The sequence below is a fragment of the Geothrix sp. genome, assembly GCF_030219325.1.
In the GTDB taxonomy this organism is placed as follows: Bacteria; Acidobacteriota; Holophagae; order Holophagales; family Holophagaceae; genus Geothrix.
This window is the reverse complement of the sequence record NZ_CP126625.1, coordinates 2,014,554-2,035,549: the sequence shown is the minus strand read 5'-3', so window position 1 is coordinate 2,035,549 and position 20,996 is coordinate 2,014,554. Positions and strand designations below refer to the sequence as shown.

The 20,996-nt window shown below is 68.9% G+C and carries 20 protein-coding genes; 14 read left to right on the top strand and 6 right to left on the bottom strand.

Features of this window, described 5'->3' with window-relative positions; all coding sequences use genetic code 11:
• Positions 1-17 precede the first annotated feature (17 nt).
• The 5 genes from plsY to QOZ81_RS09160 are packed head-to-tail and all read left to right on the top strand — an operon-like array spanning position 18 to position 5,491.
• Positions 18-635, top strand: coding sequence for a glycerol-3-phosphate 1-O-acyltransferase PlsY (gene plsY, locus QOZ81_RS09180; protein WP_291198659.1), 618 nt, complete (start codon positions 18-20; stop codon positions 633-635).
• On the top strand, positions 628-1,626 hold the full coding sequence (locus QOZ81_RS09175; RefSeq protein ID WP_291198662.1) for an NAD(P)H-dependent glycerol-3-phosphate dehydrogenase: 999 nt from the start codon (positions 628-630) through the stop codon (positions 1,624-1,626). Before plsY ends, QOZ81_RS09175 begins: the two co-directional genes overlap by 8 nt.
• Before the next feature lie 13 nt (positions 1,627-1,639).
• The gene (locus tag QOZ81_RS09170) at positions 1,640-2,701 is read left to right on the top strand and encodes a zinc-binding dehydrogenase (RefSeq protein ID WP_291198665.1); all 1,062 of its coding nucleotides are present in this window, start codon (positions 1,640-1,642) and stop codon (positions 2,699-2,701) included.
• Positions 2,702-2,756: 55 nt separating this feature from the next.
• The gene (locus tag QOZ81_RS09165; protein WP_291198668.1) at positions 2,757-3,809 is read left to right on the top strand and encodes a bifunctional UDP-4-keto-pentose/UDP-xylose synthase; all 1,053 of its coding nucleotides are present in this window, start codon (positions 2,757-2,759) and stop codon (positions 3,807-3,809) included.
• A gap of 17 nt (positions 3,810-3,826) precedes the next feature.
• Positions 3,827-5,491 carry a glycosyltransferase family 39 protein gene (locus tag QOZ81_RS09160; RefSeq protein ID WP_291198671.1) on the top strand — a complete coding sequence of 555 codons (1,665 nt, stop codon included), beginning with the start codon at positions 3,827-3,829 and terminating at the stop codon, positions 5,489-5,491.
• A gap of 19 nt (positions 5,492-5,510) precedes the next feature.
• Here the strand turns inward: QOZ81_RS09160 and QOZ81_RS09155 are convergent, their stop codons facing one another.
• Positions 5,511-5,855 (bottom strand): hypothetical protein, encoded by a 345-nt coding sequence (locus QOZ81_RS09155; protein WP_291198673.1) that lies wholly within the window; start codon positions 5,853-5,855, stop codon positions 5,511-5,513.
• 53 nt (positions 5,856-5,908) lie between these two features.
• Here QOZ81_RS09155 and QOZ81_RS09150 point away from each other — a divergent pair, with 53 nt between their 5' ends.
• The 4 genes from QOZ81_RS09150 (at position 5,909) to QOZ81_RS09135 (ending at position 10,305) form a co-directional block, all read left to right on the top strand.
• Positions 5,909-7,621 carry an ArnT family glycosyltransferase gene (locus QOZ81_RS09150; protein ID WP_291198675.1) on the top strand — a complete coding sequence of 571 codons (1,713 nt, stop codon included), beginning with the start codon at positions 5,909-5,911 and terminating at the stop codon, positions 7,619-7,621.
• A complete protein-coding gene (locus tag QOZ81_RS09145) occupies positions 7,618-7,995 on the top strand; it encodes a hypothetical protein (protein WP_291198677.1) in 378 nt (125 codons plus the stop codon). Before QOZ81_RS09150 ends, QOZ81_RS09145 begins: the two co-directional genes overlap by 4 nt.
• Before the next feature lie 133 nt (positions 7,996-8,128).
• A complete protein-coding gene (gene purF / locus QOZ81_RS09140) occupies positions 8,129-9,574 on the top strand; it encodes an amidophosphoribosyltransferase (RefSeq protein WP_291198679.1) in 1,446 nt (481 codons plus the stop codon).
• 68 nt (positions 9,575-9,642) lie between these two features.
• Positions 9,643-10,305, top strand: coding sequence for a methyl-accepting chemotaxis protein (locus QOZ81_RS09135; protein WP_291198682.1), 663 nt, complete (start codon positions 9,643-9,645; stop codon positions 10,303-10,305).
• A 7-nt stretch (positions 10,306-10,312) separates the two neighbouring features.
• On the opposite strand, the gene mtnA is transcribed toward QOZ81_RS09135, so the two are convergent.
• The 3 genes from mtnA to QOZ81_RS09120 all read right to left on the bottom strand — a co-directional run bounded on the left by mtnA (position 10,313) and on the right by QOZ81_RS09120 (position 12,938).
• Positions 10,313-11,308: an S-methyl-5-thioribose-1-phosphate isomerase gene (mtnA, locus tag QOZ81_RS09130; protein WP_291198685.1), complete on the bottom strand. Its 996-nt coding sequence runs from the start codon at positions 11,306-11,308 to the stop codon at positions 10,313-10,315.
• Positions 11,309-11,410: 102 nt separating this feature from the next.
• Positions 11,411-12,058 (bottom strand): class II aldolase/adducin family protein, encoded by a 648-nt coding sequence (locus tag QOZ81_RS09125; RefSeq protein ID WP_291198688.1) that lies wholly within the window; start codon positions 12,056-12,058, stop codon positions 11,411-11,413.
• A gap of 22 nt (positions 12,059-12,080) precedes the next feature.
• A complete protein-coding gene (locus QOZ81_RS09120) occupies positions 12,081-12,938 on the bottom strand; it encodes a tetratricopeptide repeat protein (protein ID WP_291198690.1) in 858 nt (285 codons plus the stop codon).
• A 162-nt stretch (positions 12,939-13,100) separates the two neighbouring features.
• Here QOZ81_RS09120 and QOZ81_RS09115 point away from each other — a divergent pair, with 162 nt between their 5' ends.
• The gene (locus QOZ81_RS09115) at positions 13,101-13,475 is read left to right on the top strand and encodes a hypothetical protein (protein WP_291198693.1); all 375 of its coding nucleotides are present in this window, start codon (positions 13,101-13,103) and stop codon (positions 13,473-13,475) included.
• A 66-nt stretch (positions 13,476-13,541) separates the two neighbouring features.
• Here the strand turns inward: QOZ81_RS09115 and QOZ81_RS09110 are convergent, their stop codons facing one another.
• Positions 13,542-15,578, bottom strand: coding sequence for an SPFH domain-containing protein (locus QOZ81_RS09110; RefSeq protein ID WP_291198695.1), 2,037 nt, complete (start codon positions 15,576-15,578; stop codon positions 13,542-13,544).
• Positions 15,579-15,803: 225 nt separating this feature from the next.
• Between QOZ81_RS09110 and QOZ81_RS09105 the strand changes: the two genes are divergently transcribed.
• From QOZ81_RS09105 to QOZ81_RS09095, 3 genes are all read left to right on the top strand, one after another.
• Positions 15,804-16,427, top strand: a complete 624-nt coding sequence (locus QOZ81_RS09105; protein ID WP_291198698.1) for a hypothetical protein — start codon at positions 15,804-15,806, stop codon at positions 16,425-16,427.
• Between the two features lie 87 nt (positions 16,428-16,514).
• Positions 16,515-18,722 carry a butyrate kinase gene (gene buk, locus QOZ81_RS09100; RefSeq protein ID WP_291198701.1) on the top strand — a complete coding sequence of 736 codons (2,208 nt, stop codon included), beginning with the start codon at positions 16,515-16,517 and terminating at the stop codon, positions 18,720-18,722.
• Between the two features lie 105 nt (positions 18,723-18,827).
• Positions 18,828-19,652, top strand: a complete 825-nt coding sequence (locus QOZ81_RS09095) for a hypothetical protein (RefSeq protein ID WP_291198704.1) — start codon at positions 18,828-18,830, stop codon at positions 19,650-19,652.
• Here QOZ81_RS09095 and QOZ81_RS09090 read toward each other — a convergent pair whose 3' ends face one another.
• Positions 19,653-20,555 carry a phosphate acyltransferase gene (locus QOZ81_RS09090; RefSeq protein ID WP_291198707.1) on the bottom strand — a complete coding sequence of 301 codons (903 nt, stop codon included), beginning with the start codon at positions 20,553-20,555 and terminating at the stop codon, positions 19,653-19,655. It abuts the gene before it with no gap.
• A 52-nt stretch (positions 20,556-20,607) separates the two neighbouring features.
• On the opposite strand from QOZ81_RS09090, the gene QOZ81_RS09085 reads away from it, so the two are divergent.
• Positions 20,608-20,994, top strand: coding sequence for a TfoX/Sxy family protein (locus QOZ81_RS09085; protein WP_291198710.1), 387 nt, complete (start codon positions 20,608-20,610; stop codon positions 20,992-20,994).
• Positions 20,995-20,996: the final 2 nt, after the last annotated feature.

Sequence of the window (20,996 nt, the reverse complement as noted above, 5' to 3'; positions counted from 1 at the left end):
CTGGCTCCATGCCTCTGATGTCCCTGCCTTCCCTGGTCCTGTGGTGCCTCGGCGCCTTTCTGTGCGGAAGCATCCCCTTCGGCCTCCTGCTGGTGAAGCTGGCGGGGAAGGGCGATGTGCGCGAACACGGCAGCGGCAACATCGGCGCCACCAACGTCAGCCGCGTGGGCGGCAAGGCCCTGGGCATCGTGACCCTGCTGCTGGACATTCTGAAGGGCTTCCTGCCGGTGTACCTCGCGAAGCAGCTGGGGATGGGGGAATCCGTCCTGTCGCTGCTGGCCCTCTGTGCGGTGCTGGGGCACGTCTTCACCCCCTGGCTGAAGTTCCAGGGGGGCAAGGGCGTGGCCACGGCGCTCGGCGTGGCCCTGGCCTTCCGTGCCGCCATGATCCTGCCCGCCCTGGGCGTGTTCATCGTGCTGCTGCTGATCTTCCGCTACGTGAGCCTGGGCAGCGTGGTGGCCGCCCTGACGCTGCTGGCCGTCCTGATCTGGAAGGGGGCCACGCCCGTGGTCCTGCTGCTCTGGGCGGACATCGTGCTGATCGTCGTGGCCAAGCATCACGAGAACATCCGGCGCCTGCTGAAGGGCACCGAGTCGCCCCTCTGGGGTGCGAAGAAGGAGCAGGCCCATGGCTAAGGCTGACATCGGCGTCTTCGGCTCCGGTGCCTGGGGCACGGCCCTGGCCATGACCTGGGCCCGGAAGGGCGCGAAGGTGGCGCTCTGGGGGCCCTTCGAGGAAGAGATGGCCCAGATGGCCGCCACCCGGCGGCACCTGCGGCTCAAGGACGTCGAATTCCCGGAAGGCCTGCAGACCTCCGACAATCCCACCCACGCCTTCGAGGCGCCCCTCTGGATCTCGGCCATGCCCACTCAGGTGTCGCCCGAGGCCTGGCGGGGCCTGCTCTCACGGACCCCGCAGCGCCCCGAGCTGGTGGTCCACGTGAGCAAGGGCATCCTGCAGAGCACCCACCAGACCCTGTCGCAGGCTCTCACGGGCGTCTTCGACGTGCCGGTCGGCGCCCTCTCCGGCCCCTCCTTCGCGGACGAGGTGTCCCTGGGCGTGCCCACGGCCATCGTGCTGGCCCTGCCGCTCACGGTCTCAGAGGAGCGCGCCAAGGCTCTGCAGGCGCAGCTGGCCTCGGAGAAGCTGCGCATCTACCTCAGCCGGGACGTGCTGGGCACCGAGCTCTGCGGCGCCCTGAAGAACGTCCTCGCCATCGCGGCGGGTCTGGTGGATGGGCTGGGCCTGGGCTACAACGCCCGGGCCGCCCTCATCACCCGGGGCCTGGCCGAAATGTCCCGACTGGTGGAAGTGCTGGGCGGCCAGCCATCCACCGTGATGGGCCTCGCCGGCATGGGCGACCTGCTGCTCACGGCCACGGGCCCCCAGAGCCGCAACCGCACCTTCGGCGAGAAGGTGGGGAAGGGCCAGAGCGTGGAGGCGGCCCGGAACGCCCTGGGCGGCCAGGTCATCGAGGGCATGTTCACCTGCGAGGCGGCCCTGGACCTGGGTCGAGAGCACGGCCTCGAGCTGCCCATCGCCGCCGAGGTGCTGCGCCTCCTCAACGGCGAACGGCCCGAAGAGGCCGTGCGGCGGTTGATGACGCGATCCCTGAAGTCGGAATAACCCGGAGGCTGCCATGGCCGAAGCGTTCCGTTTCCGCATCCGCGAGCACGGCCCGGCGGGCTCCCCGGTGCACGAGCCGTTCACGCCCGCCGACCCCAAGCCGGGCTGGGTGCGCCTGTCTTTGAAGGCCATGGCCCTCAACCGCCTGGACCTCTGGACCACCGAGGGCATCCCGGGCTTCCCGCTCCCCCTGCCGCTCACGCCGGGTTGCGATGGCGCGGGCGTGGTGGAGGCCGTCGGCGAGGGCACGGCCCTGCCGCCGGGCGTGGAACTGGGCGGCAGCGCCATGATCGCGCCGGGGCTCAGCTGCAGCGTGTGCCCGGCCTGCCTGCGCGGCGACGACATGCTCTGCCCGGCCTACGGCATCCTGGGTCACGTGTGCGATGGCACGGCGGCCACCCACGTGCTGGTGCCCGCCGCGAACCTGCTGCCCATCCCCGGCAACTGGAGCTTCGAGCAGGCCGCGGCCTTCCCCCTGGTCTTCCTCACGGCCTGGGAGATGCTCGTCCACAAGTGCCAGCTGCGCCCCGGCGAGACCGTACTGGTCTGGGGCGGCGGCAGCGGCGTGGGCAGCGCCGCCATCCAGTTGGTGAGGGCCCTGGGCGGCAGCGCCATCGCCGTGGTGGGCAGCGAGGCCAAGGCCATGCAGTGCTGGGACCTGGGCGCCGAGCACGTGCTCGTCCGCGGCGACCTGAAGAGCCTGGCCGGCAAGGTGCGCGAACTCACGGGCAAGCGGGGCGTGGACGTGGTCTTCGAGCACACCGGGGCCGCCACCTGGACCACCAGCATGGCCGCCTGCTCCCGCGGGGGCCGCATCGTCACCTGCGGCGCCACCACGGGGCCCGAAACACCCTTCAATCTGCAGGCCCTCTTCGCCAAGCAGATCCAGATCCGCGGCTCCTACATGGGCCGCCGGGAGCACCTCTGGACGCTGCTGTCCCTGATCCAGCGGAATCCCACCAATCCGCCTTTCCGGCCCGTGCTGGACCAGGTCTTCGCCCTGGAGGACTACCCCGGAGCCCAGCGCCATCTGGCCGCCGGGCAGGGCTTCGGCAAGGTGGTCTGCAGGATCTGAGCAGGACACTGTCGCAGGGTCCTGATAAACTCAACCGTTTGCGCAAGGAGTCCACGTGAAGGTCCTCATCCTCGGTGTCAACGGCTTCATCGGTTCCCACCTGGTGGACCGCATCATGCAGGACACGGACTGGGAGGTCTACGGCCTGGATCTGGGCGCCCACAAGGTGGCGGACCACCTGGCCAATCCCCGCTTCCACTTCGTGGAGGGGGACGTGACCATCTCCAAGGAGTGGATCGAGTACCACATCAAGAAGTGCGACGTGGTGCTGCCCCTGGTGGCCATCGCCACGCCGAAGATCTACGTGACCGATCCCCTGCGCGTGTTCGAGCTGGACTTCGAGGAGAACCTCCGCGTGGTCCGCCAGTGCGTGAAGTACAAGAAGCGCGTCATCTTCCCCAGCACCTCGGAAGTCTACGGCATGTGTCCGGACGCCGAGTTCGATGAACACGAGTCGCCCCTGGTCACCGGCCCCATCCCCATGAACCGCTGGATCTACAGCACCAGCAAGCAGCTGCTCGACCGCGTGATCTGGGCCTACGGCTTCCAGCAGGGCCTGAAGTTCACGCTGTTCCGCCCCTTCAACTGGATGGGCCCCAAGCTGGACAGCCTCAACACCGCCAAGGAGGGCAGCAGCCGCCTGGTGACCCAGTTCAGCTGGAACCTGTTCAACGGCGAGCCCCTGCAGCTGGTGGATGGCGGCACGGCCCGCCGCTGCTTCATCGACGTGGCCGATGCCATGGACGGCCTCATGGCCGTGCTGCGCAACGAGGGCGGCAAGGCCGACGGCCAGATCTTCAACATCGGCAACCCCAAGAACGACTACAGCGTGCGCGAGATCGCCGAGATGATGATCGCCATCTGGAAGGACCATCCCTTCCGCATCGAGCGCGGCATTCCCGAAGGCCGCATGGTCGAGACCGGCAGCGGCGAGTTCTACGGCAAGGGCTACCAGGACGTGGCCCGCCGCACGCCCAGCATCAAGCGCATGCAAAGCACCTTCGGCTTCGCGCCCAAGGTCTCGATGATGGATTCGCTGAAGAAGACCATCGACTTCTTCGTGGAAGAGCACAAGGCGCAAGAGAAGGTCATCGAGACCGAGAACTAGCCGCCCGTCTGCGCCCCATGTCGCGCCGCGAACGCAACACACTCCTGCTCCTCTGGCTCTTCCTCGGCCTGCTGCCCCTGCTGGTCCGTCCGCTGTGGGAACCGGACGAGGGCCGCTATGCCGAGATCCCCCGGGAGATGCTGGCGACGGGCGACTGGCTGACCCCACACCTGAACGGCGTCCTCTACTTCGAGAAGCCGCCCCTGCAGTACTGGCTCTCCGCCATCGGCATGAAGCTCTTCGGCCTGAACGGCGCCGCGGCGCGCCTGCCCCTGGCCCTGGCCTCGGGCCTCATGATCTGGGCCGCCTGGCGGCTGGCCAGGCGCCTGGGCGCCCGGAACCCCCTGTGGGCGCCCTTCATGGCGGCCACGGGGCTGCTGGCCTTCCTGGTGGGGCAGCTGCTCACCCTGGACGCCCTCTTCAGCGCCTTCCTGGTGGCCGCCATCGCGGCCTTCGTGGAGGCCGTGGCCCGGCGCCGGGAAGGCCGCCCGGCCCTCGGCTGGACCCTGCTGACCTTCGTCCTGCTGGCGGGCGCCATGCTCACCAAGGGGCTGGCGGAAGTCATCCTCACCGGCGGCATCCTCCTCTTCTCCCTGGCCTTCGCGTGGAAGGATGCGGCACTCCGCCGCGCCGTGCTGCGCACTGCCCTGGATCCCCTGGGCTGGCTGCTCTACCTGGCCCTGGTGGTGCCCTGGTTCTGGGCCGTGAACCGCGTCAATCCTGGCCACGCGGACTTCTTCTTCATCCACGAGCACTTCCGCCGCTTCCTCACCCATGAGCACGCGCGGCAGGGCTCCAACAACTGGCTGCTGGACAAGCTCTACTTCCTCGGGGTCCTCGCCCTGGGGCTGCTGCCCTGGCTGTCGGCGACGGTCGTGGGCCTGAGGCGCAGCTGGACCTTCCTGACGGGTCGCGGTCCCCAGGGGCAGGATCACCTGGCCCGCTGGATCGTCGGCACCACGGTCCTGGCCTTCCTCTGGCCCCTGGTCTTCTTCAGCGTGTCGGGCTCCAAGCTGCCCCCCTACATCCTGCCGGCGATCGTGCCGCTGGCGGCCCTGGCCTGCACCTTCGAGCGCGATGGCGAAGAGCGCCTGGCCCTGCGCCGCATGGGCTGGGAGCTGATCCTGCTCGGGGGCCTCTTCCTGCTGGCGGCGGGCCTCTTCCGCAAGGATCTCGGCGGTCTCGGCTGGATGCTGGCCCTGGGCGCCGGTTTTGCCGGCCTCGGCGCCTGGGCGCTGCGGCCCCGGGGGCTGAGCGGTCCCCGCCTGATGGCGGCCCTGGGGACCGCCCTCTGGCTGCTGGTGCTGGCCGCCCAGGCGGCGGCGGGACCCGGCAAGTCCGTGGCGGAGCTGGTGCGTGGCATTCCGGGTGAGGCCCGGTGGATCAGCTACGGGACCTACTTCCAGGGCCTCCCCTTCTACGCCCGCACGCGGGTGGTGGTGGTGGCGGGCACGGGCGAGCTGGCCTACGGTCGGGATCGGTTGGCCGACGCGGGCCGCTGGTTCAACGAAGACCCAGCCTCGCTGGGTACCCTGGCCGACTGCCTGAAGGCGGAGGACCCGTCAAAGCCGGTCCTCGTGCTGGCCAAGGCCGCCAACTGGAAGCAGCTCAGCGCCGACGAGAAGGCGCGGTGGGAGGAAGTGGCGCGGAACCCCGCGGCAGTGGTGGCGCGCAGGCGGTAGGGCAGGCCCCAGGCTCGACCTACTTCTTCACCGCCTCTTTAACCCCTTGCGCGGCCTCCTTCGCGCCCTTGGCCACGCCCTTGGCGGCGGTCGTCGCACCGTGGCCCACGGCTTTGCCGCCTTCTTTCGCGGCGTGGCCCACGGCCTTGCCACCTTCCTTCGCGGCATGCCCGATGGTCTTGCCACCTTCCTTGGCCGCGTGGCCCACGGCCTTTCCGCCTTCCTTGGCAGTCTGGCCCACGGCCTTTCCGCCTTCCTTGGCAGTCTGGCCCACGGCCTTGCCCGCCTGCTTGAGGTCCTCCTTCACGCCGTCGGCGGCGAGGGGAAGGGTCAGGAGCAGGGTGGCGAGCAGGGTGGGTGTCATGGCCCCATTCTACTCCCTGGGCGGGGAGGCGGCTTCCAGGGGAAGATGGAGGGATGGACGCACCTTCACCCCAGCTGTCTTCGCCCTCCCGCCTCGCCCTGTGGCTGCGCGCCCACGCGCCGGAACTGCTCTTCGCGCTCCTGCTCCTGGCCGTGCTCCCCATGCGCGACCTCTGGGCACCGGATGAGCCGGACTTCGCCCAGTGCGTGAAGGAGATGCGCCTGCGGGGCGACTGGATCCTGCCCTACCTCAACGGCGTGCCCTACAGCGAGAAGCCGATCCTCTACTACTGGGTGATGAAGGCCGCCTCGGTGCTGCTGGATGCGCTCACCGGCGGCCTCGGCTTCACCCAGGGCGTGGCGGCCTGGGCCCTGCGCCTGCCCTCGGTGCTCGCCGCCGTGGCCTTCCTCTCGGCCTTCCGGCGCTGGGCCGCGCGTTTCCTGGAGCCCGACCTCGCGGAGCCCGCGGCGCTGATCCTGGCCACGACGCCCCTCTGGTTCTGGCAGAGCCAGTTCATCCAGATCGACCTGCTCTTCTCGGCCCTGCTGGCCTGGAGCTGGCTCTGCTGGCTGGGGGGCTACCTGCTGCTGCAGCGCCCCGGGGAGCCAGGGCAGCCCGATGAGCCGCGCCGCTGGTTCCTCAAGGCCTACTTCTGGCTGGCCCTGGCCTTCCTGGCCAAGGGACCGCTGGCGCCCCTGCTGTCCGTCCTCGTGCTGGCCGCCTTCCTGGCCTGGCAGCGGGACTTCACGGTCCTGCGCCGGGCGGGCATCGTGGCCGGCCTGGCCATCACGCTGCTGCTGGTCTCGCCCTGGTACATCGCGGCGGGCCTGAAGGGCGGGGCCCACTACGCCTATGAATTGATCATCTTCCAGAACTTCGAGCGGGCCACCCGGGCCTGGGACCACATCCACCCCTGGTGGAAGTACGGCGAGTACATGCTGGGCGACTTCTTCCCCTGGGTGCTGTGGCTGCCGGCCCTGGCCCTGCACCTGCGCCGGGAGCGCCGCCTCGCGGATCCCGCGAAGCGCTTCCTCCTGCTGGCCTTCGTCGTCCCCTTCGTCTTCCTGAGCCTGGTGCAGAGCAAGCAGGGCAAGTACCTGCTCATGGGCTATCCCTTCCTGGCTCTGCTGCTCGCGGACCTGATCCGCGGGGCGGAGGCGGCTCGGGCCCGGCGCCTGGGGGGGCTGCTCGCCGCGGGGCTGGCCTTGCCCGCGGCCGCCCTGAGCGCTTTGGCCCTGGGCATGGGCGGCGCCAAGGTGCAGGCGCAGCTCGCCTCCTTCCTCGGCCCCCTGCGCCTCATGGCCCTGGGCATGGTGGCCGGTACGGTCTTCGTGGTGGTGCAGGCGGTCCGCGGCCGGGGGGCGCGGCTTGTTCCGGGCGCGGCGCTGTCTCTGGGCCTGCTCTACCTGGTGGGGGGGACCTGGGGTTTCCGGCTGCTGGATCCCCCCAAGTCCTACCGGCGCTGGACCGCGGCCGTCCAGCCCCTCATCGCCGGTCGCCCCGTCTTCTACTGGCAGACCATCCGCAGTGGCGTCATGGTCTACACCGATCACCTGATGCCCGAGCTGCGCTCGGCCCGGGCCCTGGAAGGCATGGATGCCGAGGCCCGTCTCGTGGCCCAGCGCGGCGAGTGGGAGCAGGACGCCTGGGGCATGACGCCGGCCCTGCGAGCCCGCTTCGAGGTGCTGCTCTCGGTGCCCACGGGCGGAGGTGAGATCCTGCTGCTCAGGAAGCGACCGAACCCCATCCCCGAGGAGGCCCCGTGAGCCCCAACCTGAAGGCCATCCCCCTCATCGTGCTGGGCGTGCTGCTCAATGCCGCGGCGCAGATCTGCCTGAAGAAGGGGCTCCAGGCGGCGGGGGGCATGCAGCTGGCCGCGGGGCCGCTGTTCCGGCTGGTGCTCGAGCCCTGGGTGATCGCGGGCCTGGCTTGCTATGCCGTGAGCGTGGTCGTCTGGCTGGGCGCCCTCTCCATGGTGCAGGTGAACTACGCCTATCCCTTCCTGGCCCTCGGCTTCATCGCCAACGCCCTCATGGCCCGCGCGTTCCTCGGCGAGGCCATGACGCCCATGCGCTGGGTGGCCCTCGCGGTCATCGTGGTGGGCGTGGGCCTGCAGGCGCTGAGCGGGCGGGGGCAGTGAGGCGGATGGAACCCGTCAGGCCGGTGCCGGACCGCCATCCTCCGGAATCAGCGCTCCTCTTGGTATCCTGACCTTCCGTCCGCTCCGGAGGCTGTTCCGGTACTGGCGGCGTTTTCATCTCCGGAGGTCCAGCGTGTGCGGCATTGCAGGTGTATTTGAAGCTGAAGGCGCCACCGGACTCGTCGCGTCGATCCTTTTTGCCATCCAGCACCGGGGCCAGGAGAGCTGTGGCGCCGCCGCCCGGGACGCCGGGGGCCGCATCGTGGGCCACAAGGGCATGGGCCTGGTGAAACAGGTGCTGGACGAGGAAGTCCAGGGCCGGCTGGCGGGCACCACGGCCATCGGTCACGTTCGCTATCCGACTGCAGGCTGCAGCGACGTGGTCAATGCGCAGCCCCACCTCATCGAGCTGGCCGAAGGACCGGTCATGGCCATCTCCTCCAACGGCGACCTCATCAACTACGGGGAGCTCCGCGCCCGCCTGGAGGGCGAGGGTGTGGTCTTCAAGAGTGACAACGACGCCGAGCTCATCGGCCGCCTCATCGCCATGTACCATGTCCGCGGCCTGGCCATCGAGGCGGCCATCGCCCGGGTGCAGGCCGAGCTGAAGGGCGCCTTCTCCACGGTGCTGATGTACCGCGACCGTCTCTACGCCTTCCGCGATCCCCACGGCTTCCGGCCCATGGTCATGGGCCACCTGACCCACGAGGGCGAGGGCGAACCCCCCAGCGAAGGCGCGGTGTTCTCCTCCGAGTCCTGCGGCTTCGGCATCGTCGGCGCGCGGCTCCTGCGGGAGGTCCTGCCCGGCGAGATCCTCCGGCTGGAGCGAGGCCAGCCCCTGCAGTCCGTGGGACGCGCGCCCCTCCAGCCCCGGCACTGCGTCTTCGAGCTCATCTACTTCTCCCGGCCCGACAGCAGCCACTTCGGCGAGAGCGTCTACCAGACCCGTCAGCGCATCGGGGCCTGCATGGCCGCCAAGGACGCGGCCCTGGCCAACGGGGATGACCTGGTGGTGATGCCCGTGCCCGATTCCTCCAACTTCATCGCCCTGGGCTATGCCAAGGCCAAGCAGGCCGAGTTCGGCATGGGGCTCCTGCGCAACCACTACGTGGGCCGCACCTTCATCAAGCCCACCCAGGCCAGCCGGGACGAAGGCGTGAAGCAGAAGTTCAACCCGCTGCCGGACTTCTTCCCGGGCAAGCGCGTGGTGCTCATCGATGACTCCATCGTGCGGGGCACGAGCCTGCGGAAGCTCGTGCGGATGGTGCGCCAGGCCGGGGCGAAGGAGATCCACGTCCGCATCGGCTCGCCCAAGGTCATCGGCCCCTGCTTCTACGGCATCGACACGCCCACGCGGGAGGAACTCATCGCCAACCGCATGTCGGAGGCGGAGATCCGGGACTACCTCGGCGCCGACAGCCTGCGCTGGCTGGAAGTGGCCGACTTCGAGGAGCTGCTGCCCGGACGCCGCCAGGACTTCTGCACCGCCTGCTTCGACCTGGACTACATCTACCCACCCGAGGGCTTCGCCACCAAGACCAATGCGCCCTCCCTGAGGGAGTTCCAGCCTGCCCACTGAGGGCTCCGATCCATAAGTGGACTCGCTGGGGCCAGCTTCCGATGAGGATGTCTGGACAGGGGGCATCGATGGTGGATCTGGCGGCCAACCATGAGGCGATCACCATCGGCGTGATCGGTGGCGGGCGGGGCGGCATGCAGCTGTTCGGCTTCTTCGACTCGAGCAGGCTCGCCCGGATCCGCTTCGTGGTGGACCGGAGCGTCACGGCCCCGGCCATGGTGGCCGCCAAGGCGAAGCAGATCCCCATCTACACGGATTTCGAGCAGGCCCTGAAGCGGGAGAAGGTCGACTTCGTGATCGAGACCACCGGCATCGAAGGCTTCGATGAGCTGCTGGCCGAGCGTCTGGCAGGCACCCACACCGGAATCCTCACCCACGGCATGGCCCGGCTGATGATCCAGGTCATGGCCGAGCACCGCCAGCACACCCAGGACGAGGTGTCCGATGTCGTCCACCCGATCAAGGACCGGCTGGCCACGGGGCTCCAGGGCAGCCAGGCCATCGTCAAGGAGATCAACCAGGTGATGTCCAGCATGCAGATGCTGGCCCTCAACGCCAGCATCGAGGCCGCCAAGGCGGGCACCCACGGGCGGGGCTTCGCGGTGGTGGCCGATCAGATGGGCAAGTCCGTGGACACCGTCCGGGCCCTGACCCAGGAGATCGAGAGCGTGAACGCCAACATCATCCAGGTGTCCACCCAGATCGACTCCATCCTGGAGATGCTCAGGTAGGTTCGGATCAGCCGCAGACCCTGGCCAGCACGCCCGAGCGAAGCTCATCGGCGCTGTACACGCCGCGATCCAGCACCAGGCTGGTAACGAGGTCCACGGGGGTGACGTCGAAGCTGGGATTCCAGGTGGGCATGCCTTCGGGGGCCCAACGCAGGGCGCCGTAGCCGCGGACTTCGGTCTCGCCGCGCAGCTCGATGGGGATGGCGGCGCCGTCCGGGCAGGCTAGGTCCACCGTGGAGAAGGGGGCCACGGGATGGAAGGGCACGCCGTGGTGGCGGGCCTGCACGGCGAGGCCGTAGGTGCCCACCTTGTTGGCGAAGTCGCCGTTGGCAGCCACCCGGTCCGAGCCCACCAGCACCCGCTGAACTCTGCCGTCGCGCAGCAGCAGGGCCGCCATGCTGTCGGTGATCAGGGTCGAGGGGATGCCCAGCTTCCGCAGCTCCCAGGCCGTGAGGCGGCCGCCCTGGAGCAGCGGGCGGGTCTCGTCCGCGTACACGTGGATGCGCTTGCCCTGCTCGTGGGCCCGGCGGATGACGCCCAGGGCCGTGCCGATGCCCGCAGTGGCCAGGCCGCCGGTGTTGCAGTGGGTGAGCAGGCCCTCGCCGTCCTGGATGAGCTCCGCCCCGTGCCGCGCCATGCCTTCGCAGAGCCGCACGTCCTCTTCGAAGATGGCCTGGGCCTCGCGAACGGGATCGGCGGCGCCCCTCATGCGGTCCATGGCCCACATGAGGTTCACGGCCGTGGGGCGCGCCGCGCGGAGGGCCCCGCAGGCGGCGGCGTACTCGGTGGCCGGGGCGCCCCGGTGCGCGAAGGTGGCCAGGCTTGCCGCCGCCGCCACGCCGATGAGGGGCGCGCCCCGCACCGCCAGCCGCTGGATGAGGGCGATCATGGCCTCAGGCTCGCTGCCATCCAGCCAGACCTCCGCGTCGGGAAGCTGCGTCTGGTCCAGCACCCAGAGGGTGCGGCCGTCGTGCCGGAGACCGAGGGATTCGAAGGGATTCATGGAAAGCCTTTTCTTTAACCGCAGATGACGCAGATTTCGCAGATGAAATGCTGGATGATCGTGAATTCAATCTGCGTCATCTGCGCCATCTGCGGATTCAAATCAAATGATTTTTGGCCCGAGCCTGGCCCTCAAGGCCCGCAGTTCCTCAAGCTCAGGGACAGAGAGCGGCTTGGCGCCACCGAGGGTCTCGGCCTTCCAGAGGATGGTGGCCACCTGCTCCAGGCGTTCCATGCCACCAGCGGCCTCGTCCATGTGCCCGCCCCAGCAGAGGCCGCCGTGGCGGGCCAGGATCATGAGGCGGTGCGCGGGCAGGAAGGGCAGGAGATTCGCACCCATGGCCTCGGTGCCGGGCAGGGCCATGGGCACGATGGGGATGCGGCCCGCGGCGAGGATCACCTCGGGCAGACCGTCGGAAGGAAGCTCCTCTAGCTCAGGCCGGGCCAGGGACCAGGCGATGGCCGTGGGCGGGTGGGCGTGGACGATGGCCTTCGCCTCAGGCACCGCCCGGTAGATGGCCAGGTGCATGGCCCGCTCGCTGCTGGGCCGGCCTGCTTGAATGGTGCCGTCCAGCTGCAGGTAGGCCAGGTCGCCCAGCTGCACCTTCGCCTTGGGCACGCCGCTGGGCGTCATGGCGATGAGGCCGTTGGGCAGGCGCATGGACAGGTTCCCGTCCGAGGCCGCCAGCAGGCCCCCGGCATGGAGGCGGCGGCAGGCATCGAGAAGATCGTGGAGCAGGGCGTCGGACATGCGACCAGTGTAGGAGATCCGGCTACCGTTTCCTGGGCGCCGGCGCGGGCTTCGGCGCCGGCAGGGCGGCGTAGCGTTCGGCCTGCCGCAGGTTTTCCACCAGCAGGAGGTTGTCCGGCTGGAGCGCAAGGGCCGCCCGGAAGTCATCCCGGCTCTCCTTGTAGCGCTTCAATTCGAAGAGGCAGCGGCCGCGGTTGAACAGGGCTTCCAGCTGGTTGGGCTCCAGGGCCAGGGCCCGGTCCAGCGCCTCACAGGCCTCGGCCCAGGCCTTCTTCTCATTGAGGCAGCGCCCCAGGTTGTTCCAGGCGTAGGCGATCTTCGGATCCTTGGCCAGGGCGGCCCGCAGCATCGGTTCGGCTTCGTCCAGCCGATGGAGGCGGGCCAGGGCCTCGCCTTTCCAGGCCATGCCGTCCGCGTCCTCGGCCTGCCTGGACAGCAGTTCCTCCGAGCAGGCCAGCAGGGTGGGCCACTCCTGGGCCAGCCGGGCCTCGGTGCAGGCCTGGGCGAAGCCGGGGGCGTACCCGAGCCGGGCGTTCTCGGCGTGCGCGATGGCCGCTTCTCCGTGGCGCCCCAGCTGGCCGAGGGCCTGGGCCCGGTACAGGCGGTAGGTGCCGAGACGGGGACCGGATTTCGCCTCCAGCTGGGGCTGCAGCGCCTCGCACACCGTGAGGAGGCGAGCCCAGCGCTGGCTCCGGTTGAGGCTCTGGATCCACTGCTCATAGAAGGTTCCCCGGGTGGCAGGCGGGACCGTCTCGAACCAGTCCGCGAGTCCCGCCCAATCCTTGGCCTTGAGCAGCGCCTCGGCCTGCGGGGGCAGGGTGGGTGCGAAGCCCTGGGTCTGGATCTGGGTGGGCATCAGGAGCAGCAGGTAGGTGAGCATGCGGGGATCCGGATCGGGGGAGCGCCGGTCGGTGGAATCCCACGTCCAGGCTGGCTCATTTTGATTGGAAAAGCAGGAATGGAAGAGCCTATAGGCTACCACTCCGGTTGTGATCAAATATTTAAGACAATTTGGTATGATTTATTTTTCGCAGGGGGTTCCATGTCCTTCCGCCGCATCCTGCCCGCCCAGTTCTGCCTGCTCCTGATGGCCGTGCTGGCCATGCGCCTGGGCTTCCCGCTGATCATGATCGTGCCCCTCACCGGCATGCTGATGGTGGCGCTGTTCATCCCCTGGGCGGAGATCCGCTTCCTCATGACGGGCGTCCTGGGCCTCTGCACGCTGATCTGGACCGTCATGACCGTCATGCGGGTCGAGCTGCGCATGGCCTATGAACAACCCTTCATCCGCCTGGCGGCCATCCTGGGCGGCGTGGCGCTGTTCAACGCCTGGGCCGCCTGGCTGGTGTGGAGCAGCCGGAAGGCCTGCGCCGAGGAGCAGGCGGAAACCCGGACTGCCACACCACTCGCGCAGTAAGGCAGCAGCCGGGAACAGCCCCCGGGGCAGGGGAGCCTGCCACCGGGGGCTGCGTGGGTAAGGGATCTATTTCGTCAGGTTCTGCCGCAGCGCCGCTTTCAGGGCTTCGGCCTCGGCATTGGGTGCGGTGGTGGGTACCACACCCGCCAGCTGACCAGCCTTCTCACTGAGCAGGAGGCCCAGCAGGCTTTCGATGAGGCTGCCGCCGCCCTTGTCGCCACCACCCATGTGGATCTTGGGAACGACGTCCACCTGGGACTTCTCGATGGCCTCGGCGAAGCGGTTCATGACCTGCTGCACCAGCTGGAACTGCGGGCCGCCGTAGGCTCGCACCTGCTCTTCGATGGCCATGGCCTGGGCGATGCCCACCCGGGCGGCCTGCTCGGCCTGGGCTTCCGCCATGACCTTGATGCGCTTGGCCTCGCCCTCGCCCATGAGGCGCACCTTCTCGGCTTCGGCGCCGGCGAGGGTCTGGATCTGCGCCGCCTGCTGCTGGGCCTTGGCGTAGTCGGCCTTGCCCTGGTTGCTCTGCACCTCGATGCTGATGGCAGATTCTGTGAGCATGGTCTGCTGCTTGGCCTTGGCCTCGGCTTCCCGGAGCTCCCGTTCCTTGACGGCGGCGTTCTCCTGGCGGCTGTAGGTCTCCACCTGCTCATTGGCGATCTGGCGGCTGCGGAGCTGCACGAGGATCTGCTCGATCTGGCCACCGGGGGCGCCGCTGGTGGGCGTGCCGATGAGCACTTCCTGGAGTTCCAGGTTGTACTGGGTGAATTTCTCCTTCATCTGGACGCCGCTCAGCTCCTGGATGGCGCTGCGGTCCTGGATGAGCTGGATGAGGGTGCGGGTCTGGCCCACGTTCTTGAAGTAGGCGCTGACCATGGGATCGAGGGTCTGCTCCACCAGCTTCTTGATGTCGCCGAAGCGCTGGATGACCAGGGGCGCCTTGCGGTAGTCGATGTGCACCACGACGCTGAGGGGCAGGTTCGGCTCGAAGGCGTCCTTGGTGATGAGGCTCACTTCGGAGAGGTTCTCGTCGAACTTGTGGCTGCCCACCTCGCCCTTCGTCCATTTCAGGATGAAATTCGTGGTCGGCACCATGAGCACCTTGCCGGCGTAGGTGTTGAAGGCGTACTTGCCCGGCAGCAGGGGATCGCTCCAGACGCCGCGCTGGCCGTTGGTGACCAGCTCGCCGTGGCGGTACTCCTGGCCGCTGATGTCGGCGCCGATGGCGCCGGTGTAGCTCACCACCACGCCCACGGTGCCCACTTCCACCACGGTCTTGGGAATCATCTCCACGGTCGCGAAGAGCCGGTTGATGTAGTAGGTGCCTTCCACCAGCACCTGGTACTGGCGTCCCCGCTGGCCCCCGGCCACCAGGAACTTGTCGGCGTCCTGGAAGTTGTTGTGGTAGGTCGAGGCCTTCTGGGGATCCTCGCCCACGGTGGAGGCGATGATCTCGCCGCTCTGGAGGCTCGGGCCGTCATGCACGGTGACGATGCCCACGGCGTCGTCCGCGCCGCGGATGATGACGGGCCGCCAGCCGGCGCGCTCCGCGATGATGGCGCTCATCTTCTGGAAGGTCTCCAGCTCGCTCTTGTCCAGGGGCAGGTAGTAGAGCTGGTCTTCGGTGAGCACCACGAACTGGGCCAGGTTGATGGCATAGATGCCCTCGCGGAGGATCTGCCGCTGGGGTCCCTTCTGGCCGCCGTTCTGCAGGAAGGCCACCAGATCCTGGAAGTCAGCCCCGTGGCTGTTGCTGGCCAGGGTCTGGGTGGGCGGCAGGTCCTTGCCGTCCCGGGCGAAGATGTAGCCGATCTTGCCCTGGGGGATGGTCACCAGGGGCATCTTGTGGATGCGGTACTGGAAGGGCGTGAGCAGGTGCCAGCCGCCGCGCAGGAGCTGGGGCTGGAAGCCCGCCTCGCCGCCCAGGGCGATGAGGCCGGTCTTGACCGAGCCCTTGCCGCTGATGAGCTTCTCGACGATGCCCACGCGGTTGTTGGGGATGTAGCGGATCCACTTGCTGAGCAGGAGCACCGCGAAGGCGGTGCCGAGCAGGGCAAGCAGGGTCAGGCCGGGGTTGGCGGAAAGCCAGGTGAGGTCCATGAGGACTCCAGGGGACGGGGTTGGGTGTGTAAACCGGTCCGAGGCGCCGTCCCGCCCGGATACTGGGGTTCTTCCTTGGTCCGGCGCCCCGGCTCAGCTGTTTCAGCTAGGAGCGGGCGGCTTGGATCCAGGGGGAAAAGAACCATACGAAGGCTCGAAAGATAGGCTGGGCTGTCCCCGGCGCCGTGACGGGCATCACCATTCTCCGGCAGGTATGCTGGCGGGATGGACGATCTCCGGGAGTGGCTGAGGGAACGCTGGGGACTGCTGGCCCTGGGCGTGGCCGCCGTCGGCATGGGCCTCTGGTGGTGGCAGGGGCGTCCCCTCGTCCAGCCCGCTGGCGTATTGGCGCCGGAGGAGCCCCTGCAGACCGCCGCGGAACCCGCGGCCCCGTGGACCTTCCGGAACCACACGATCACACCCCTCGCCCGCTTCGAGCTCCGGGCCCGGGTGCTGGGCGTCGAACGCTACCGCTTCGATCGCCCCGCAGAGCTGTCGCCGGTGGACTTCGCACTGGGCTGGGGCCCCATGTCCGATTCCCGGGTCCTCCAGGACATCACCGTCACCCAGCGGGACCGCTGGTTCTTCTGGAGTGCCGAGCATCTGTCGATCCCCGCCTCCGAAGTCATGATCCACGCGGCGAACATGCACCTGATCCCGGCGACGGCGGCGGTGGAACGGCGCCTGCTGTCCGTGCGGCCCGGCCAGCTCGTGGCGCTCCGCGGGCAGCTGGTGCGGGCCGATGGGCCGGACGGCTGGCACTGGGTCAGCAGCCTCACGCGGACGGATACCGGGGATGGTTCCTGCGAGGTGGTCTGGGTCGAATCCGTGGGCAGCGCAGACCGCTGAGGTCACATATGACCATCAGGTAGAAAAGCGGCTGCGGAGCCCTGATAGACTCGGCGGGCGAAGGCCCCTGAATGGTCTTGGAGTCCCATGTTTGACATCGAAGCCTCCCTCGACAGCCGCCTGCTGGCGGAGCCCCGGAACCGCCCCACGGTGGTGTTTCCCGAGGCCCTGGATCCCCGCACGCTGGAGGCGGTGTGCTTCCTGGCGCGCTTCATCCGCCCCGTCTTCCTCGCACCCGAAGCAGAGGTGCGGGCCCTGGCGGCCAGCCAGCTCGCGCACCTGGGCGAGGACCGGGTCGCCTACACCCTGTCCGAGAGTGCCTTCGTCGACCCGGCCTCTCGCCCCGACCTCCTGACCACTTTCGCCACGGCCTGCGTGGAGTGGGGGCACAGCCATGGTCGCTACCAGAGCCTGGAGGAGGTGCGGGGCAGCATGGCCGATCCCTGTCTCTTCGGCATCTGGGCCGTGAAGCTGGGTCATGCCGACATGGTGGTGGGCGGCGCCATCCACGAGCCCAAGGCCTTCTTCCGGCCCATGGTGGAGCTGCTGGCCCAGCGCAGCGTGGCCTGCGAGGCGGGCGTGTTCGTGCTGCCGGACTCCCATCCGGATGACGTCTATCCCCACAACATCGTGGTGTTCGGCGACGTGGGCGTGAACGCCTCCATGAACCCGCGCACCCTGGCCGAGGTGGCCGTAGGCACCTGCGCCGTGGCGCGGGATCTGATCCCCGAGGACGTGCTTCCCGAGATCCGCTGCGCCATGGTCTCCTACTCCAACCGCGGCAGCGACGAGGGCCCCTCGCCGGAGCTGGTGCGCCAGGCGGCGGACCTGGTGCCCGGCATCCTGGCCGAGCGCGTCAAGCACGCCGCCCGGTACGGCACCATCCACATCCGTGGCGAGATCAAGGTGAGCGTGGCGCTGTCGCGCCGCTCGGCAGACCTCTACCACGCCGACGGCCTGCCCTGGGAGGGCGGCCCCAACGTCATCGTCTGCCCCAACCTGGACATGGGGAACCTGCTCTACCACCTGTATTCCACCCGCTTCCCGGATGCGAAGAAATTCCCCGTGATGTTCGGCCTCTGGTTCCAGGGCGTGGACCTGCCCATGGACTGCACGCCCGAGGACATCCGCCTGGCCGTGAAGGCCTCGGTCATGCGCCTGCATCACTACGGCGAGTGGAAGCGCACCCCGAAGGACACCTTCTTCCGCCGCCACCGCGTGCTGGTGCTGAATCCCGGCTCCACCTCCACCAAGACCTCCGTCTTCGAGGGCGACGAGGAGCGCTGCACCGAGGAGATCCAGCACACCGCCGAAGAGATGAAGCCCTTCGAGGGCCGCCCGATCACGGAGCAGTTCACGTTCCGCAAGGAGGCCGTGCTGCGCTTCCTCGCCGGGAAGGGGCTCAGCCAGGAGGATCTGGACGCCGTGGCCGGCCGCGGTGGCCTGCTGCGCCCCATCCCGCACGGCACCTGGAATGTCGGGGCCCCCATGCTGGAGGACCTGATGGCCGGGAAGCGCGGCGAGCACGCCAGCAATCTCGGCGCCCTCATCGCCTCCGAGCTGGTGGCGGGCACGGGCAAGCCCGCCTACATCGTGGATCCGGTCGTGGTGGATGAGGCGGATCCCAAGGTCAAGATCACGGGCCTGAAGGAGCTGCCCCGCCGGGTGATCAGCCATGCCCTCAACCAGATCGCCACCGCCCGGCGCTACGCCGAGGAGCACGAGACCTTCTACGAGCGCGTCAACGTGATCGTGGCCCACATGGGCGGCGGCATCACCGTGGGGGCCCACCGCAAGGGCCGCTACATCGACGTGAACAACGGCCTGGACGGGGAGGGACCCTTCTCGCCCCAGCGTTCGGGCAGCCTGCCGCCGGGCCAGCTCATCGACCTCTGCTTCTCCGGCAAGTACACCAAGGCCGAGCTGAAGCTTCTCAACAAGGGCCGCGGCGGCATGATCGACCTGCTGGGCACCGCCGACATGCGCGAGGTGGAGCGCCGCGTGGAGGCCGGGGATGCCGAGGCCGGCCTGGTCTACGCAGCCCTGACCTACCAGATTGCCAAGGCCATCACGGCTCTGGCGCCGGCCTTCGAAGGCGAGCCCATCGACGCCATCCTGCTGACCGGCGGCATGGCCCGCTCCGCGAAGCTGGTCGCCGAGCTGGATCGCCTCACCGCGGCCCTGGGCTGCGGCGTCAAGGTCTACCCCGGCGAGAACGAGATGGCCGCCCTCGCCAAGGGCGCCCTGCGCGTGCTCTCCGGACGGGAGACCGCCCGCGACTACCCGCCGGCCTGAGGCACCCCTGGTCGGAGCCGGACCACCAAGGATCCGGCGGTCCGGTCCCCGACCGTCTAGACTGGTCGGATCCCCGTCCTGCTGTGTCCCTGGAGGAATGCCGTGATGCGATGCCGCTTCGCCACCCTGCTTCTCACCGGCTTCGTCGGCCTCGCCGCGCCGACCTTGAAGGCCGCCCAGGCTGAGCCTCCCGCCAAGGCGAAGGTCCAGCCCGAGGCCATCCTGAGCCAGGCCCGCGGGGCCTATGTCGGCCTGTCGGACAAGGGCTTCCGCGGCTACCGCTTTGCCGTCACCCCCGACTGGCCCCTGACGCTGGTGGAGCTGGCCAAGACCAACCCCGCCGGCTACGAGGCCGCGGTGAAGCTCCTGAAGCAGATCCGCTACGAGGGGCGGGTGGGCGCCCACGGCCAGTCCCAGGTCACCCACAACTTCGTGGATGCCCCCAACGAAGGCGCCACCAGCGGCCTGAACCAGGTCAACCAGGGCGTGGAGCAGGCCATCAACGGCTTCTTCCAGACCTGGGCACCCTTCATGGTGCACTCTCCCATTCCGCCCTCCGGCGCGCCCTGCAAGGCCGAGGACCTGGGCACCCACTTCCAGCTGAACTGGGAGGAACGGGGCGGCGTCAGCGTGGATCTGCGCCTGGACCGCACCTTCGCGGTGACGGAGATGAAGGTGATCGCACCGGCCTTCCACGCCGCCATCCGTCCCACCTTCGACCGGCAGGCGGGCACCTTCGTGCTCACCGGCTACGACGCCGACTTCACGCCCCAGAACGGCGGCGCCGCGATGACCCTGAAGGTGCTCATCGTGAACCAGGCGCTCGACGGGATGCCCGTGCCGGCCAACCTGGACGTCACGGTCTGGACCCAGGGCCGGAAGGAGCGCATGACCTTCGCCTTCACGGAGCTGAAGGCCGAGGGGAAATAGCTAGGCGAGGAGGGCCGCCAGGGCGATGGAGCTGAGCTTGGTCTTGGCGCTGTCGCCGCGGCTGCTGAGGACGCAGGGGACCCGGGCCCCGGCCACCACGGCGGCGATCTCGGCGCCGCCCAGCTTGGTGCCGGCCTTGTAGAAGGTGTTGCCCGCCTCGAGGTTCGGGAAGAGCAGGCAGTCCGCGTCCCCGGCCACGGGGCCGCCCATGCTCTTGATGCGGGCGGAATCGGGATCGATGGCACCATCCAGGGCCATGGGGCCGTCCACGAAGGCTCCCTTGATCTGGCCCCGGTCCGCCATCTTCGAGAGCAGGGCCGCCTCGGCGCTGGAGCGCAGCTTGGGTTGCACCTGCTCCGAGGCCGACAGCACCGCGACCTTGGGCGTCTCGATCCCCAGCGCCTTGGCGGTCTTCACCAGGTAGCCCAGGATGGCCACCTTCTCCTTGAACTCGGGTTCGGGGATCACGGCCACGTCGCCGGCGATGAGGAGCTTGGGATGGCCCGGGTGCTCCATCACGGTCACGTGGCTGAGGATGGCGCCGGGATCCAGGAGGCCCTGCTCCTTGTTCAGGATGGCCCGCATGTACAGCTCCGTGCTGAGCAGGCCCTTCATGAGCAGGTCGGCCTCGCCCGAGCGGACCATGGCCACGGCCTTGGCTGCGGCATCGCGATCCGTGGCGGCGTGGGTCATGCGGAAGCGCTCCCGCGGGAGGCCCAGCTCCTGGCAGCCCCTGGCCATGACCGGCTCGTCACCCACCAGGAAGGCCTCCACCAGGCCCGCCTCCACGGCGGCGTTCACCGCCTCCAGGGTGTGGGCGTCGTTGGCCCAGGCCACCACCAGGCGCTTGCGGGGGCGATCCTTCACGGCAAGGAGCAGCTCGTCGAGCGTGTTGATCCGCATGGCTGGATCCTGTCAAAAGACGCCGGGACAGCCCAGCTTCAGGGAAGGTAGCATGGTCGCCATGGCCGTCTCAGTGAGCTTCCGCACATACCTCCTCGAGCAATTGGGGCAGATCCGTCCGATCACCACCCGACCCATGTTCGGCGGTCTGACCTTCTTTGCGGAGGGCCGCGCCTTCGCCCTGGCCGATGATGGCGTGATCTATTTCAAGGTGGACGACAGCAACCGCCCGGACTTCGTGGCGGCGGGCAAGGGGCCCTTCCTGCCCTTCGGGGATCCGGACCGGCCCATGCAGTACTACGAGCTGCCCGAAGAAGTGCTGGAGGACCCGGAGGCGCTGGCCCAGTGGATGGCCAGGGCCATCGCCGTGGCCATGAAGGCGAAGCCGAAGGCCAAGTCCAAAGCCAAGTCCAAAGCCAAGACCGCCAAGGAGAGGTAGCC